Annotated in this window: 14 protein-coding genes; 4 read left to right on the forward strand and 10 right to left on the reverse strand. The window is 68.6% G+C overall.

Annotated features, from left to right (window positions below):
* Nucleotides 1–61: 61 nt before the first annotated feature.
* The gene (locus QX204_RS07610) at nucleotides 62–1,015 is read left to right on the forward strand and encodes a hypothetical protein (protein WP_301905853.1); all 954 of its coding nucleotides are present in this window, start codon (nucleotides 62–64) and stop codon (nucleotides 1,013–1,015) included.
* Complete coding sequence (locus QX204_RS07615; RefSeq protein WP_301905854.1) at nucleotides 1,015–1,728, forward strand: hypothetical protein; 714 nt, start codon at nucleotides 1,015–1,017, stop codon at nucleotides 1,726–1,728. The genes QX204_RS07610 and QX204_RS07615 overlap by 1 nt, the downstream gene beginning before the upstream one ends.
* 6 nt (nucleotides 1,729–1,734) lie before the next feature.
* Here the strand turns inward: QX204_RS07615 and QX204_RS07620 are convergent, their stop codons facing one another.
* A complete protein-coding gene (locus QX204_RS07620) occupies nucleotides 1,735–2,583 on the reverse strand; it encodes a TIGR03619 family F420-dependent LLM class oxidoreductase (protein WP_301905855.1) in 849 nt (282 codons plus the stop codon).
* 191 nt (nucleotides 2,584–2,774) lie between these two features.
* Here QX204_RS07620 and QX204_RS07625 point away from each other — a divergent pair, with 191 nt between their 5' ends.
* Nucleotides 2,775–3,245: a VOC family protein gene (locus QX204_RS07625; protein ID WP_301905856.1), complete on the forward strand. Its 471-nt coding sequence runs from the start codon at nucleotides 2,775–2,777 to the stop codon at nucleotides 3,243–3,245.
* 8 nt (nucleotides 3,246–3,253) lie between these two features.
* Here QX204_RS07625 and QX204_RS07630 read toward each other — a convergent pair whose 3' ends face one another.
* On the reverse strand, nucleotides 3,254–3,673 hold the full coding sequence (locus tag QX204_RS07630; RefSeq protein WP_301905857.1) for a QcrA and Rieske domain-containing protein: 420 nt from the start codon (nucleotides 3,671–3,673) through the stop codon (nucleotides 3,254–3,256).
* Nucleotides 3,674–3,915: 242 nt separating this feature from the next.
* On the opposite strand from QX204_RS07630, the gene QX204_RS07635 reads away from it, so the two are divergent.
* On the forward strand, nucleotides 3,916–4,899 hold the full coding sequence (locus tag QX204_RS07635; RefSeq protein WP_301905858.1) for an NAD(P)-dependent alcohol dehydrogenase: 984 nt from the start codon (nucleotides 3,916–3,918) through the stop codon (nucleotides 4,897–4,899).
* A gap of 2 nt (nucleotides 4,900–4,901) precedes the next feature.
* On the opposite strand, the gene QX204_RS07640 is transcribed toward QX204_RS07635, so the two are convergent.
* The 8 genes from QX204_RS07640 to QX204_RS07675 form a co-directional block, all read right to left on the reverse strand.
* The gene (locus QX204_RS07640) at nucleotides 4,902–5,585 is read right to left on the reverse strand and encodes an LON peptidase substrate-binding domain-containing protein (RefSeq protein ID WP_367620165.1); all 684 of its coding nucleotides are present in this window, start codon (nucleotides 5,583–5,585) and stop codon (nucleotides 4,902–4,904) included.
* Nucleotides 5,586–5,648: 63 nt separating this feature from the next.
* On the reverse strand, nucleotides 5,649–7,553 hold the full coding sequence (gene acs / locus QX204_RS07645; RefSeq protein WP_301905859.1) for an acetate--CoA ligase: 1,905 nt from the start codon (nucleotides 7,551–7,553) through the stop codon (nucleotides 5,649–5,651).
* A gap of 76 nt (nucleotides 7,554–7,629) precedes the next feature.
* The gene (locus QX204_RS07650; protein WP_301905861.1) at nucleotides 7,630–9,264 is read right to left on the reverse strand and encodes a monocarboxylic acid transporter; all 1,635 of its coding nucleotides are present in this window, start codon (nucleotides 9,262–9,264) and stop codon (nucleotides 7,630–7,632) included.
* Complete coding sequence (locus QX204_RS07655) at nucleotides 9,261–9,614, reverse strand: DUF485 domain-containing protein (RefSeq protein WP_301905862.1); 354 nt, start codon at nucleotides 9,612–9,614, stop codon at nucleotides 9,261–9,263. Before QX204_RS07655 ends, QX204_RS07650 begins: the two co-directional genes overlap by 4 nt.
* Before the next feature lie 151 nt (nucleotides 9,615–9,765).
* Nucleotides 9,766–11,520, reverse strand: a complete 1,755-nt coding sequence (locus QX204_RS07660; protein ID WP_301905863.1) for a sodium/solute symporter — start codon at nucleotides 11,518–11,520, stop codon at nucleotides 9,766–9,768.
* Between the two features lie 10 nt (nucleotides 11,521–11,530).
* On the reverse strand, nucleotides 11,531–11,896 hold the full coding sequence (locus QX204_RS07665) for a hypothetical protein (RefSeq protein WP_301905864.1): 366 nt from the start codon (nucleotides 11,894–11,896) through the stop codon (nucleotides 11,531–11,533).
* Nucleotides 11,893–12,690, reverse strand: coding sequence for a LytR/AlgR family response regulator transcription factor (locus tag QX204_RS07670; RefSeq protein ID WP_301905865.1), 798 nt, complete (start codon nucleotides 12,688–12,690; stop codon nucleotides 11,893–11,895). Before QX204_RS07670 ends, QX204_RS07665 begins: the two co-directional genes overlap by 4 nt.
* A gap of 60 nt (nucleotides 12,691–12,750) precedes the next feature.
* On the reverse strand, nucleotides 12,751–13,884 hold the full coding sequence (locus QX204_RS07675; RefSeq protein ID WP_301907947.1) for a sensor histidine kinase: 1,134 nt from the start codon (nucleotides 13,882–13,884) through the stop codon (nucleotides 12,751–12,753).
* Between the last annotated feature and the right edge of the window lie 196 nt (nucleotides 13,885–14,080).

Raw genomic sequence — 14,080 nt, forward strand, 5'->3', positions numbered from 1 at the left:
TCCGGCCTGCGCCGCGGTGCCGAGGAGTCCCAGGTGTTACTCAGGAAGCGGTCGTACCCTGATGGCTGTGACGGTGTTGTCTAGATCTCGCGTACCCCGCATCGCGCGCCCCGGGGTGTTACTGGTGGCGCTCGTGCTCGGGTTCGCGACCTTCGGCGCCGGGTGCGCCGATCAATCGGCCCCTGCCGCGGAGGTCGACGGCACCGAGCCGCTCGGCATCGGTAAGGAAGTCACCGTGCCGATCTCGGCCGCGGTCACCACGATGGTCTCGCCCGGCGAAGAGCCGCGCGATCTGCTGCGGCCGCGCTATGCGGCGGGCACCACCCAGGAAGTGACGCTGCGCACCGACTACCGGATCCAGCAGCAGGTCAACGATCAGCCCGCCCGAGACTTCTCGCCCGCCGCGCTGACCATCCCGATGACCGCGCGCGCGGGCAGCGACGGCGTCGACCTCACCGTCGGCGCGGTCACCACCCCCGACCCCGCGCTCAACAAGGCGTTCACTTCCGCCGACGGTTCACACGCCGGTTTGGGGATGAGCGACTTCGGCGCGATCACCGAGCTGCGCATGGCCCCGTCGCCGGATACCCCGAATACCGCGCGAGCCGCGCTCGAACAGGCCTTCTACCAGGCTGTGTATCAGTCGATCGCGTTCCCGGACCAGCCCGTCGGGGTCGGTGCGGTGTGGACGGTGCACCAGACGATCACCGGCGGGGTCACCCTGGACCAGATCACCACGGCCACGCTCACCAGCCGGGAGGGCGACCGGCTCACCATCGATCTGCAGGTGAATCAGACGCCCACCGACACTGTCTGGGAGCTGCCCAACGACGCGGGTGAGCTCGACATCGACGGTTACGTGATGGAAGGCGTCGGATCGATCACCATCGATCTCGGTATGCCGCTGCCGGTTTCGGGTTCCATCGAGATCGGTGGCCAGCAGACCTATCGGGACGCGCGCAGCGTGAGCACCCTGGTGCAGACGCAGTCGACCCGCGTTTCCTGGACGGAGTGATGCGAGCAGGTGCGCTGCGCGTCGGCGCGGCTGTATCGGCCTGTGTCGGGTTGGCCGCGGTCGCGGGCTGTGGGTCCGACGACGCGGTGGATTCGCCGGGATCGGGTCCGTTCTCCGCCGCCGTCACGGCCGCACCGGGAACCGGCGCTGTCATTCGCGATGCGGCGCAGTTGTCGGCGGGTCTGCTCGCCGCTCCGGATCTGCCCGGTGATTTCGCGGTGGTGCCGCCGCGCGGTGACTCCGCCGAGCCCGCCGTACCGCCCGCGGCGCTGACGGATCCGCCGGACTGTGGGCGTCTGCTCTCGCCGATCGCGCAGCAGTGGCCGGGGTCGGCCGCCGCCGCGTCGGTGCAGTTCGCGGGGCCCAGCTTCGCCACCATCGACATCGACGCCGCGAGCTACCCGGACGCGGCGCTGGCCCCGGCCTTCGACGCGCTCCAGGCCCAGCCCCGGCGCTGTACCAGCTACTCCGGCGACGACGCGGGCGTGCGGATCGAATATCGAACCAGCGCGCTCGCGCAGCCGCCCGCGGGCGACGCGGGCTCGGCGTTCACCCTGACCGCGACGAGTGACGGGCTCACCCTCACCTCGGCGACATCGCTGGTCCAGGTGGGCAACACGCTGGTTCAGGTGGTTGTCACCGCGCCGGAAGTCGTCGACCCCGGCGTGCTCTCCGATCTCACCGCGGCGCAGGTGCGCAAGCTCCGCGGCTGAAACCGGTTACGCCGAGACGGCGAGTTTCCCGCCGAGGTGGCCGAGATAGCCACGGACGTCGTCGGCGCTCTTGTCGGGAAGACCGAAGACGACCTCGGTGACGCCGAGGTCGGCCCAGCGAGCGAGTTGCTCGGCATTGTGACGACCCGCCAGCGCGATCACCCTCGGGGTGCCGTCGCGACCCGCGTCCTTCCAGACGCGGTGCAGGAGTTCGACTTTGGCGCCCAGGTCACCTTCGGTCGGGGTGGTGATCCAGCCGTCGGCGTTGGCCGCGAGCCAACCGAACGATTTCTCGGTACCACCCGCGCCGAGCAGCACCGGTACTCCCGCGCGCACCGGCTTCGGCCAGGACCAGCTCGCTCCGAACTTCACGAAGTCGCCGGAGAATTCGGCTTCCTCCTGCGACCACAGTGCCCGCATCGCGTCGAGGTTCTCGCGCAGCACCGTGCGTCGTTTGTTCGCGGGAACGCCGTGATGGGCGAGTTCGTCGGTGTTCCAGCCGAATCCGACACCCAGCTCCACCCGGCCGCCGGACAGGTGATCGAGGGAGGCGATGGTCTTGGCGAGGGTGATCGGATGGTGCTCGGCGGGCAGTGCCACCGCCGTCGACAGGGTGATCCGCTCGGTGACCGCGGCGGCGGTGGCCAACGCGACCCACGGGTCGAGGGTGCGCAGGTACCGGTCGTCGGGGAGCGAGGAGTCCCCGGTCTGCGGATGGGCCGCGGCGCGCACGACCGGGATATGGGTGTGCTCGGGGACGTAGAACGCGTCGAATCCGGCGTCCTCGGCGGCCTTGGCCGCATCGGCGGGCGTGATGCCCCGGTCACTGGTGAACAACACAACCCCGTAGCGCACGTCCCGGCCCTCCGACTTCGACAGCAAAACTGAAACAGGTTCTACAACCTGAACCCAGTTCTACATGAGTAGAACCAGTTCTACTAGTCCTGATCTCAATGGTCGGCCCAGCGCGTGATGGCCTTTCCCCGATCGGGCGAGGGGAATACGCTGGTTCGGTCCGAGCATCACTCTCGACACGGAGGTATCCGATGTCTGATGTTTCCCCCTTTCCTGACGGTTATCCGCGGATCTGTCCGGGGCTGGCGTGCGCGGGAGCGGCCGCCGCGATCGACTTCTATACCGCGATCTTCGGCGCGACCGTGCGCATGAAGATGGACGGGCCCGGCGGCACCGTCGTCCACAGTGAACTGCTCGTCGGCGATTCGGTGCTCATGGTCGGCGACCCGGTCCCCGAGATCGGCTTCGTCGACCCGAAGTCCGTCGGTGGCTCCCCGGTGAACCTGATGGTCTACGTCGCCGACGCCGACGCCGCCTTCGCCGCGGCGCTCACGGCCGGCGCCACCGCGACCACCCCCATGACCGACCAGTTCTACGGCGACCGTAGCGGCGCCTTCGAAGATCCGTGGGGTCACCGCTGGACGGTGGCCACCCACATCGAAGACGTCTCGCCGGAGGAAATGGAACGGCGCATGTCCGAGATGATGGACGCCGCCGGCTGATCGTCGGTTCACGCGGGAACGATCGAGTCCCCTTCGACGCGAACGGGTTCGGCGGCCAGCGGCTTCGTGGCAGGCCCGCCACGCACGGCGCCGTCGAGCTCGAAGCGGCTGCCGTGGCACGGGCAGTTGATCGTGCCCTTGGCCACGGTCGTGACCTTGCACCCGGCATGCGTGCAGGTCGACGACAGTCCGACGAAGTTACCCGGGGTCGGCTGGGTGACCACTGTGTCGCCGACGATCACCCCGCCGCCCACCGGGACATCCGCCACCCTGACCAGCGCACCGGCGGGTGCCCCGGGCCCGGGCGCCACAGGCGCCGAGTCGCCCGTCTCGGTTGCGCCGCACGCGGTCAGCGTCGCCGCGGCGGCCAACACCCCCGTGCCGACGACAACAGCGCGGCGGTTCAGCGAGAAATCGTTGATGGTCATCGCTCGTTCTCCGGTTCACTCGGTACCCTGCCGGTCCGCGGACCGGCTCCTTCCCTGTCAACGTCCCACCTCCCCTCCCGGTTCGACCGAACTCGATCACAGGCGCTGTCCGACGCGTAGGTACTCGATTCGCCGCGTGGCTCCGGTGCTTCGAGGGCCGGTCCGCACCCTGCGCGAAATCTCCGCGTGGATCAGGGGATTCCCTGATGTGGTCGGCGGTCGGGGAGCCTAGCGTTCTCGATGTGAGGGCGATTGTGCAGCAGGTATACGGGTCAGCGGCGATGTTGGCGGCCGAGGAGGTCGGGCGGCCGTCGGCGGGTGCGGGCGAGGTGCTGGTTCGGGTGCGTGCCGCGTCGGTGAACGCGCGGGATTGGCATGTGATGCGGGGGGATCCGAAGATCGCGCGGTGGATGGATCGGTCGGTGTTCGGTCGCCGTGGGCCGGCGAACCCGGTGCAGGGTGGGGACTTCGCCGGGACCGTCGAGGCGGTGGGGGACGGTGTCACGGACCTGGCCGTGGGCGAGGAGGTGTTCGGGGAGGCGGTCAGCGGTGCGTTCGCGGAGTACCTCGCGGTGCCGCGGGCGTTGCTCGACCGGAAACCGGCGAATCTGAGCTTCGCGGAAGCCGCGGCGGTGCCGTTGGCCGCCAATACCGCCCTGACCTGCCTGCGTCACGTCGGCGAGGACGAGCGGGTGCTGATCATCGGCGCGTCCGGTGGGGTCGGCACCTTCGCGGTCCAGATCGCCCGGGCGCGGGGCGCGCAGGTCACGGGGGTGTGCAGCACCCGCAATGTCGAGGCGGCGCGCTCGCTCGGCGCGGAGCACGTCGTCGACTACACCCGCGACATCGTGACCGGCCGCTACGACACCGTCCTCGACCTGGCCGGAACACGAACCCTGCGGGCACTGCTGCGCCTGGTCGAACCCACCGGCACGCTGGTGCTGTCCGGTGGCGGCAACTTCGACGGCGGCAGCTGGTTCGGCCCGGTCGGCCTGCTCGCGCGCGGTCAGCTGGCTCGACCGTTCGTGAAACCCGCCATCCGGGTTCCCACGGCCGCGCAGACTCCGGAGGCACTGACCGAACTGCGGGAACTGATCGAGTCGGGCATGGTCCGCCCGGCCATCGACCGGACCTATCCGCTGGCCGAAACGCCCGCCGCGATCGAGTACATGGAGACCGAACACGCGCGCGCGAAAATCGTGATCACCGTCGCGTCGACGGACTGACCTCACAGCAGGCGGAACTCCATCATCGCGATCGCGTCGTCGACGGAGGTGGACAGGGCGGCGAGCCGGCTGAGCGGATCCGGGGCGGCCAGGGCCGACTGGCGGTCGGTCGGGCCGATCGGCAGGCGAGCGGCGAGCTCGTAGGAGCGGGTGGTCGGATCGTCGGACAGATCGTCCAGCCATGCCGACGGCGGCGGCCTGCGGATGCCGTTGCGCCGCGCGAACTGGGCCGTCAGCGCGTGCAGACGGTCCGCACGTTCACGCAAGCCCGCCAGCAACTCGCCGTCGTCGGCACCGTCGCCGTCCGGCCAGAGCTCGGCTTCCGCCCGGGGATAGGGGGCGTCGTCGAGCCACTTCTCGACGCGGATGCGGTCGGTTCCCTTGCAGCGCAACCGGTATCGCGAACCGGGCAGTTCGATCACCTCGGTGATCCTGGCGACGGTGCCCACCTCCGTGCGCACCTCACCACCTCCCACCTCGTGCCCGCGCGCGATCAGCACGACACCGAATTCCGGCTCCCGCCGCCCATCCGTGCAGTCCTCGACCAGCGCCACGTACCGCGGCTCGAAGATCTGCAACGACAGCGACTCACCGGGTAGCATCACCGCGCCCAGCGGGAATATTGGCATCTCCACCGTTCCAGCATGCCCGGTGTCGCGCGGACTACGTCCATCCGGCGCGCTCACGCTGTGTCCTTTCGGCAGGGTCGGGCACTGATCATGGTGACGAGGACCTGCGTCGCCGACCGCTCACGCGGTGGCGATCGACTCGAACACCGTCGGGTCGACCAGTGTCGAGGTGTCGCCGAGCTCGCGACCCTCGGCGACATCGCGCAGCAGTCTGCGCATGATCTTGCCGCTGCGCGTCTTGGGCAACTCCGGCACGAGATGGATCTCGCGCGGCCTGGCGATCGGGCTGATCTCCAGCGAGACCGCCGCCTTCAGCTCGGCCACGAGCGACTCGGCCGCACCGGCCGCGCCGGTGAGAATGACGAAGGCCACGATCCCCTGACCGGTGGTCTCGTCGGACGCGCCGACCACGGCGGCCTCGGCGACGGCCGGGTGCCCGACGAGCGCGGATTCCACCTCGGCGGTGGAGATACGGTGACCGGACACATTCATGACGTCGTCGACGCGCCCCAGAATCCACAGATCGCCGTCGGCGTCGAGCTTGGCGCCGTCTCCGGCGAAGTACCAGCCCTCGGAAGCGAAACGCTGCCAATAGGTTTCGCGGTAGCGGTCCATGTCGTTCCAGATGCCGCGCAGCATCGACGGCCACGGCTGATCCAGGACGAGCAGACCGGATCCGTCGGCACCCAGTGGGGTGCCGTCGTCGTCGACGACCGCGGCGGAGATGCCCGGTAGGGGGCCCATCGCCGCGCCGGGCTTGGTCGCGGTGACGCCCGGCAGCGGGGAGATCATGATGGCGCCGGTCTCGGTCTGCCACCAGGTATCGACGATCGGGGTCTTGTTCGCGCCGATCACTTCTCGGTACCAGCGCCATGCTTCGGGGTTGATCGGTTCGCCGACGGAGCCGAGTACGCGCAGGGTGCTCAGGTCGTGTGCGTCGGGGATTTCGCGGCCCCATTTCATGAAGGTGCGGATCAGGGTGGGTGCGGTGTAGTAGATGGTGACGCCGTATTTTTCGATGATCTGGAAGTGTCGGTGTTCGTCGGGGGAGTTGGGGGTGCCTTCGTAGACGACCTGGGTGGCGCGGTTGGCGAGTGGTCCGTAGACGATGTAGCTGTGGCCGGTGACCCAGCCGATGTCGGCGGTGCACCAGTAGACGTCGTGTCCGGCTTTGTGGTCGAAGACGTTGTGGTGGGTGTAGGCGGCTTGGGTGAGGTAGCCGCCGGTGGTGTGCAGGATTCCCTTGGGCTTTCCGGTGGTGCCGGAGGTGTAGAGGATGAACAGTGGGTGTTCGGCGGGGAAGGGTTGTGCCTCGTGCGAAGGCGAAGCGACCGCGACGGTTTCGTCCCACCACAGGTCGCGGACCTCGGTCCACGGCACGTCGAGTCCGACCCGGCGCACCACCAGCACATGCTCGACGCTCGACGGGTCCGAACCCAGCGCCTCGTCGACGGCGTATTTCAGCGCGGCGGGCTTCCCGCGACGCCACTGTCCGTCGGTGGTCACGATGAGCTTGGCCTCGGCATCGTCGACCCGCTGGCGCAAGGCCGTGGGGGAGAACCCGGCGAACACCACCGAGTGGGTGAGCCCGAGTCGCGCGCACGCCAGCATCGTCACGATGGCTTCGGGCACCATCGGCATGTAGATCGCGACCCGATCACCGGCGACCAGACCGAGCGCGGTGAAAGTATTGGCGGCCCTGCACACGTCATCGAGGAGCTCCGCGTAGGTGATCGCGCGCGAGTCGCCCGGTTCGCCCTCCCAGTGGATGGCGACCTGGTCGCCGTGTCCGTCGATGACGTGGCGGTCGACGCAGTTGTAGGAGACGTTGAGCTCGCCGTCGCCGAACCAGCGCGCGACCGGCGCGTCGGTCCAGTCGAGCACCTCGGTGAAGGGCTTGTGCCAGTGCAACCGGTTGGCCTGCTCGGCCCAGAAACCGTCGCGATCGGCGCGCGCCCGCTCGTACAGCGAGGCATCGGCCTCGGCCGTCGCGACGAACTCCGGGGCAGGCGGGTAACTGGTCACAAGAAATTCTCCTTCGAAAAGCATGGGGTAGAACCCGTGCCGGTGGGGCGAACCACCGGCACGGGCAGGGTTGGCGTCAGTGCGAGATCGCCTTCTCCGCACCGACGCCGGTCAGTGACCGGACTTCCATCTCCGCGGCCTTGGCCTGATCGACCTGCTCGCCACGCCCACCGAGGAACGTACCGAGCACGCCGAGCGCGAACGCCAGCGGAATGGACACGATGCCCGGGTTGGACAGCGGGAACCAGTCGAAATCCGCACCGCTGATCATCGCGGTCTTGCTGCCCGACACCGCGGGCGAGAACACGATGAGCACGATGGTCGAGATCAGGCCGCCGTACATCGACCACAGCGCGCCGGAGGTGTTGAAGCGCTTCCAGAACAGCGAGTACAGGATCGTCGGCAGGTTCGCCGCCGCCGCCACCGCGAACGCCAGCGCAACCAGGAACGCGATGTTCTGGCCGTTGGCGAGGATGCCGAGACCGATCGCGAGCACGCCGATCACCACCGCGGTGATCCGCGAGACCCGCACCTGCTTGACCTCGTCGACCTTGCCCTTCTTGATGACACTGGCGTAGATGTCGTGGGCGAACGAGGCCGACGCGGTGATGGTGAGTCCGGCCACGACCGCGAGGATCGTGGCGAACGCGACCGCCGAGATCACCCCGAGCAGGATCACCCCGCCCAGTTCGAAGGCCAGCAGCGGAGCCGCCGAGTTCTGGCCACCCGCCGCGGCGAGGATCCGGTCCGGGCCGACGATGGCCGCCGCGCCGTAACCGAGCACCAGGGTGAACAGGTAGAAGGCGCCGATCAGGCCGATCGCCCACACCACCGAGCGCCGAGCCTCTTTCGCGGTCGGGACCGTGTAGAAGCGCATCAGTACGTGCGGCAGACCCGCGGTGCCCAGCACCAGGGCAAGTCCGAGCGAGAGGAAGTTCAGCTTGGATGTCTCGCTGCCGCCGTATTGCGCGCCGGGAGCGAGCACGTCGCGGGCGGCGACCGCCTTGCTGGTGGATTCGCTCACCGATTCCTGTGCGGCGCCGAGGATGTCGGAGAAGTTGAAGCCGAACTTGGCCAGCACCAGCACCGTCATCAGCCCGGCGCCCGCGATCAGCAGCACCGCCTTGATGATCTGCACCCAGGTGGTGCCCTTCATCCCGCCGACCAGCACGTACACGATCATCAGCACGCCGACGGCCGCGATCACGACGGATTGTCCGGCGCGACTGGAGATATCGAGCAGCAGCGCGACCAGGCCACCGGCGCCCGCCATCTGCGCGAGCAGGTAGAACAGCGAGACGGTGAGGGTGGTCAGCGCGGCCGCGGTGCGCACCGGGCCTTCCTTCAGCCGGAAGCTGAGCACGTCGGCCATGGTGAATTTGCCGGTGTTGCGCAGCATTTCGGCGACCAGCAGCAGCGCGACGAGCCAGGCGACGAGGAACCCGATCGAATACAGGAACCCGTCGTAGCCGTAGACGGCGATCGCGCCCGCGATGCCGAGGAAGCTCGCGGCCGACAGGTAGTCACCGGCGATGGCGATGCCGTTCTGCGGACCCGAGAAGCCGCGTCCACCGGTGAAATAGTCGGCGGCACTGGCATTGTTGCGGCTGGCCCGGATCACCACGACCATCGTGACCGCGACGAACAGCAGGAAAATGGCGATATTGGCGACGGGGTTGCCCACCGTCGACGATGCGGCAAGGGTACTCACGCCCGGCCCCCCTCGAGTTCTTCGCGGATGGCCGCGGCGCGCGGATCCAGCTCACGGTTGGCGAAACGGACGTAGAGCCCGGTGATCAGGAATGTGGAGACGAACTGCCCGAGGCCGAGCAGCAGACCCACATTGACGTTGCCGAAGACCTTCTGCGCCATGAAGTCGTGCGCGTAGGCGCCGAGCAGCACATAGCTCAGGTACCACGTCAGAAACAGGGCGGTCATCGGGAAAACGAAGCGGCGCAGTCGATTGCGCAGATCTTGGAATTGTGGACTCGCTTGTACCGCGAGCCATTCGTCGGCACTCGGCGTGCGCGGATCTGGCGCCTCGGTGTCGGTTTGGGTCATGCCGGTCGTCCTAGCGTGGAGGGGGTCGTGCGTGGAGATGACGGTAGGTCCCCGGACGTGGGCGCATGATGGTGTGGTGTGGGTCACTCGGTGAAGGTGGGCGCCCGTGCGGTGAGCGGTCGGTGTGGTGCGACGAACGGTCGTCGCGAGATCACCGACGGGCGGCTGTCTCGGGGTCGCGGTCGGCGCTCATGCCGAACCGTTCGGGCGCGTGCATGCGCAGGAAGACCCCAGCGACCGCCCGGGGATCCTGACCCGTGGTGGCCAGGCTCACCAGGATCGTCACCGCGAAGGCCAGAGGCACGCTGACCGCGCCGGGATAGTCGACGATCGCGGCGGGCCAGCCGTTCGCCAGATCGGGGGAGACGCCGCCGAGCACCGCGAGCACGGTCGCTCCCCCCGCGGTGACGCCGCCGGTGAGCATGCCCGCTGCCGCGCCGGTCGCGGTGAGTCCGCGCCACCAGATACCGAGGACCAGCAGGGGACACAGGGTCGACGCGGCCACCGAGAAGGCCAGTGCGACAGTGCGCGACAGATCGAGGGACGCGACGGTCACCGCGAGCGTCAGCGGGACGAGGCCCGCGACCAGCGCGGCGAGCCGGAAGTCGCGGATGCGACCGCGCAGCACGTCGGTACTGAGCACGCCCGCCAGGCTGACCAGCAGTCCCGACGAGGTGGACAGGAACGCCGCGATCGCCCCGGCCGCCGCCAGCGCGGCCAGCAGTTGTCCACCGAGTCCGCCGAGTACCGCACCGGGCAGCAGTACGACCGCCGCGTCGGAGGCGCCGGTGATCAACAGTTGTGGCACGTAGAGGCGAGCGAAGACGCCGAGCAGGATCGGGAACAGGTAGAAGACGCCGACCAGCCCGATCACCGTCAGCGCGGTACGGCGAGCCGACGGGCCGTCGCGGTTGGTGTAGAAGCGCACGAGTACGTGTGGCAGGCCCATGGTGCCGAGGAAGGTCGCCACGATCAGCGAAAACACCTGGTACTGCGGGTGTTCGCTGCCGAATCCGCCGCCGGCGGCCACCCAGCTCGCGCCGTCGGCCGGTGCGCCGGCCACCACCGGAACGGCCGAACCCGGCGCGAGGATCAACTCGGTCCCCTCGGCCAGCGTGTGATTGCCCGGCGCCAGCACGACCGGACCTGCGACGGGGCGACCGTCGAGCGTTCCGGTGATCATGACCTGCTGCGAAACGTCGAGGTGGACGACGACATCGGTGGAGATGTCGACGGTGGTGCGCTCGTCGACGGTCGGCGGCACAGGGGTGTCGACCGGTCGTTCGTCGGCGAGGAAATGCATTCCCAGCACCAGCGCGGGCACCGCCACCGCGGTCAATTTCAGCCAGTACTGGAATGCCTGCACCAGGGTCACCGACCGCATTCCGCCGCCGATCACATTCGCCAGCACGATCGCGCCCACCGCGACCGCGCCCACCCAGGGGGGCACTCCGAGCAGAATGTGCAGCGTGAGTCCGGCCCCTTGGAATTGCGGGATCAGATACACCGCGCACACCAAGACGACGAGACCGGCAGCCATGCGCCGCAACCGAATCGACCCCAACCGGAATTCGGCGAAGTCCGGCACGGTGTACGCACCGGAGCGGCGCAGCGGCGCGGCCACGAACATCAACAGGCCCAGATATCCCGCGGTGAATCCCACCGGATACCAGAGGGCATCGGCGCCGTATTTGGCGATCAGTCCGGCGACGCCGAGAAACGAAGCCGCGGAAAGGTATTCACCGGAAATCGCCGCCGCGTTCCACCGTGAACCCACCGTGCGCGACGCGACGAGGAAGTCCGAAGTCGTGCGGGAAAGGCGCACGCCGTAAAACCCGATGCCGACGGTGGCAAGCGCCGCCAGCAGCAGCGCGGCGACCGTGAGCGCGGGATTGTCGGGGCTCATGAGCTCGGCGTCAGTCCCCGGCCAGTTCCAGGAAATCGTCTTCGTTGCGTTGGGCGAGGCGAACATACGACCACCCCACCGCGTACAGCGTCGGGAACGCGAGCACGCCGAGAATCAGCCAGGGCAGTCGGATGCCGACCACTGTGGCCTCGGCGATCGCGTCGACGCGGAACAGCACCGGCAGCGCGCCGAAACCGACCGCCACCACCAGTCCCAGGCGCAAGGCCAAGCCCAGTTGCGCCCGGATCAACCCCCCGATCAACGCCGCGCCCAGATCGGTCTGCTCGACCACTTCCGTGCGGGTGCGCACCTGACGCGCCCCGCGCCGTCGTGCCAACACCACCCGTTCGCGCGGCGGTCGCTGCGGACCCGTCACCGCTGCGACCAGTTCTGCCGAGGTCCGTGCACCAGCCGCTGTTTGAGCTCGCGCACCTGCCGTCGACTCACCGGCAACTCCACCGCCCCGGCCGCCCCCTCGGCCCGCAAACACACCACCGTCGCATTGCCCGCACTCCGCAATCCGGTCACCAATCGCAAAGCCACCAGATACGACCGGTGCACCCGAAGGAAACCGGCGTCCTCCCATCGTGATTCCAAGGCCGACAACGGAATCCGTACCAGGTGCGACCCACTCCCGGTATGCAGTCGCGCGTAGTCCCCATCCGCCTCGACCCATGCCACATCGGCCCGATTCACCAGCGTGGTGACCCCACCGAGCTCTACCGGAATCACCTCACTGGGATGGGCTGACTCCGTGACCACCGTCGCGGGCACCGAAACCCGCCCCGCCAGAATCCGGCGCACCGCCTCGCCCAATCGCGCGCCCCGCAACGGTTTGAGCAGATAATCCACCGCACCCAAATCGAAGGCGGCCACCGCGTGGTCATCGTGGGCGGTCACGAAAACCACCGAGGGCGGCTCCGCGAACTCCGACAGAATTCCCGCCAACTCCATTCCGGTGAGCCCCGGCATATCGATATCGAGAAACACCGCGTCGATCGGATGCGCCCGCAACAATCGCAACGCCCCGGTCGCCTCGCTCGCCCGATAGATCTCACCGACTCCCGCCTGGGTGCTCAGCAGGTACACGAGCTCGTCCAGCGCCGGTTTCTCGTCATCGACGGCGAGCACCCGCAGAGCGGTCGAGGGTTCATCGGTGTTCCAGGTCACAACCCATCCATCGTAACCGGCCCTGTTGGCGCGGTGTCGAACAATGCCCCGCGAGGGGAATCAGGCGCGAATTCCGGCGCGGAATTTCGGGACGCGCATGCTGACCTTCGTCCCGGCGCCGGGCGCGGTTTCCACGACCAGGCCGTAGTCGTTGCCGAAGGCGGCGCGCAGGCGGTCGTCGACGTTGGCCAAGCCGACATGTGCGGCCTCACCGGTACGGGCCGGGCCGGACTCGGTGTCGACGGCGTCGAGGGCACCCGAGCGCAAGAGATCGGGGTCCATGCCGATGCCGTCGTCTTCGACGCTGATCAGGCAGTCGGTGCCCGCGTCGGTGGCGACGATGCTCAGCTGGCCGCCGCGGCCGCCGCCGGCGAGGCCGTGTCGGACCGCGTTCTCGACCAGTGGCTGCAAGGCGAGGAAGGGCAGCACGACGCCGAGGACTTCCGGCGCGATGCGCAGGCGCACATCGAGGGCGTCGCCGAAGCGGGCCTGTTCCAAGGCCAGGTATCGCTCGATATTGCGCAATTCGTCGGCCAGCACGGTGAATTCGCCTGCGGCACGGAAGGAATAGCGGGTGAAGTCGGCGAATTCGAGGATCAGTTCGCGGGCCCGATCGGGGTCGGTGCGAACGAACGAGGCGATGGTGTTGAGCGCGTTATAAATGAAGTGTGGGCTGATCTGGGCTCGCAGCGCACGTAATTCGGCCCTGTCGACCCGAGCCCTCGAGGCATCCAACTCGGCGAGTTCCAACTGCCCGCACGCGTAGCGCGCGACCTCGGCGGCCGCCCCGAGCATGCCCGGCCCCGGGTTCCCGGTTGTCACCATGGCGAGCACACCGACCGCCGCTCCCGTATCGATCAGCAACGGTTGCGCGATCAACGTGTGCTCGTCACCGGTCACCAACACCGGCCGCTCATCGGCGACGGCCCGCTGCGCCGCGTCGGCGAACAGCGCGAGCATCCCCGTCCGCGGACCGTCCCAAGCGAGCAGCGTCGCGTCGGCGTCGGCCACGCCCAGCGCCTCCGCCCCGGCGAGAGCACGCAGGTGCGGCGCCGCCTCGCTCGCGGACTCCTCGGTCAATCCGCGCCGCAACGGCACCGCGGCCAGCGACGCGGTGTGCAGCGCCTGATGGACGGCGCGCTGGGCGGGTGTGGTGACGACGCGCTGGGTCCGCCGCCAGACCAGCAATGCCATGACCAGCAGGGCGGCGATCACAACGACCACGATGACGGTGGTCAACGAGTGGGCCGATCGGAGTGCACCCACCGAGTATGCCGGTGACGTTCACCACGACACGCCGGTCCATGCCGAGGTGCCGTTCGAGGCGCGCGCGCCGAGTGCGAATTCTGTCGGACCCCCGTGCATAGAATGCCAGGGCCAACCCCCGCCG

Source organism: Nocardia sp. PE-7 (assembly GCF_030486425.1).
Taxonomy (GTDB): Bacteria; Actinomycetota; Actinomycetes; order Mycobacteriales; family Mycobacteriaceae; genus Nocardia; species Nocardia salmonicida_A.

Excerpts from the sequence above, each read along its gene's own strand:
- QX204_RS07625 (WP_301905856.1), top strand. The coding sequence starts at position 2,775 with ATGTCTGATGTTTCCCCCTTTCCTGACGGTTATCCGCGGATCTGTCCG.
- QX204_RS07630 (WP_301905857.1), bottom strand. The coding sequence starts at position 3,673 with ATGACCATCAACGATTTCTCGCTGAACCGCCGCGCTGTTGTCGTCGGC.
- QX204_RS07675 (WP_301907947.1), bottom strand. The coding sequence starts at position 13,884 with ATGGCATTGCTGGTCTGGCGGCGGACCCAGCGCGTCGTCACCACACCC.
- QX204_RS07660 (WP_301905863.1), bottom strand. The coding sequence starts at position 11,520 with ATGAGCCCCGACAATCCCGCGCTCACGGTCGCCGCGCTGCTGCTGGCG.
- QX204_RS07610 (WP_301905853.1), top strand. The coding sequence starts at position 62 with ATGGCTGTGACGGTGTTGTCTAGATCTCGCGTACCCCGCATCGCGCGC.
- QX204_RS07655 (WP_301905862.1), bottom strand. The coding sequence starts at position 9,614 with ATGACCCAAACCGACACCGAGGCGCCAGATCCGCGCACGCCGAGTGCC.
- QX204_RS07615 (WP_301905854.1), top strand. The coding sequence starts at position 1,015 with ATGCGAGCAGGTGCGCTGCGCGTCGGCGCGGCTGTATCGGCCTGTGTC.